Below are 1,101 nucleotides of genomic sequence, written 5' to 3'. Positions count from 1 at the left end.
ATTGGAGAAATTGAGTATATGAAGAAGTTAATCGCTATATTTATAGCTGTCTTTTGTCTAGCTTCGATTGGTGCTAAAGCTAATGATCATCAGTTAAAAAATGCGTATGAAAATCATCAAAGTGATCTTCAAGTTCAGGGCTCAGGCACAGTCATTCGCTTGTTACCTGATGACAACGAAGGGAGTAGGCATCAAAAATTTATATTGAAACTGGACAGTAAACAAACTTTACTTGTTGCTCACAATATTGATTTAGCTCCTAGAGTTCCAAATCTAAAAGTTGGCGATCGAGTCCAGTTTTACGGTGAATATGAATGGAACAAAAAAGGTGGTGTCATGCACTGGACGCACAATGATCCAAACAATAAACATCCGCACGGTTGGTTAAAGCACAACGGTAAGACGTACGAGTAAAATTCACATAACAAACTGTTTAAGAGTGATTCGCAACGCGTAGCATTTTTACTATGCGTTGCGTTTGGTGGTTAAGGTGGTATGCGACGGCATCGGTATTGCGTTGCTCACACCTTAACAGGGCGTTAGCTGAGGTTAAGAAAAATCATCAAATTACGTGTTTATTTTTCTTAGTCTGAGGCTCTAGCTTTGCACCTGAAAGTCAGCACTTTTCCACGTATCTCGCCAGTGGTACTGTTCGTGAAGTGTTTGAACTAACCGAAGTCTTCTTACGGGAAGTGGTGTGTTTGTTTATTTCTTTGGTGTGGCTTCTTTGGTTTTGAAGCTCTTTTGCGCTAAATGGATTTCGCGCACTTGGTTGTTGACTTCTTCGAAAGGATTCTTTGTAAATTTAAGTCTTAGAAGCTCGCCAGTTTTCCTGTTATTTCTTCTTTGCCAAGTGCGTTTCATGGATTAGGTTTTAGTTTCTCAGTTGTCTGTTTTACTTTGTCGCTTGAAAGCAATAATGTGTTTTAAATTTGGCCGTTGGGTAGTACATGTCCAGCTAAAGTGCAGCAGCTAACAAACGGCTCAAGAGGGATTGCCAACGCTTGGCGGTTTTAGTGCAAAATTGAAATTCAGTGTTTACAGTGTGTTTTTTAAGTTCGGCGGTGCGTTGTCAACCCCTTAGCCGGGCGTTAGGTTTAA

Annotated in this window: 1 protein-coding gene; it reads left to right on the top strand. The window is 40.3% G+C overall.

The features are described from left to right. Window positions 1–18: 18 nt before the first annotated feature. Window positions 19–414 carry a DUF3465 domain-containing protein gene (locus NB504_RS17690; RefSeq protein ID WP_088899996.1) on the top strand — a complete coding sequence of 132 codons (396 nt, stop codon included), beginning with the start codon at window positions 19–21 and terminating at the stop codon, window positions 412–414. Window positions 415–1,101: the final 687 nt, after the last annotated feature.

The organism is Vibrio sp. RM-69-4, assembly GCF_024743775.1.
GTDB lineage: Bacteria > Pseudomonadota > Gammaproteobacteria > Enterobacterales > Vibrionaceae > Vibrio > Vibrio anguillarum.
Note: the sequence above shows the minus strand (reverse complement) of the source record. Positions and strands in the feature narration are given on the sequence as shown.

What these genes read in the sequence shown, in the direction of transcription:
- NB504_RS17690 (WP_088899996.1), top strand. Translation starts at nt 19, where the DNA reads ATGAAGAAGTTAATCGCTATATTTATAGCTGTCTTTTGTCTAGCTTCG.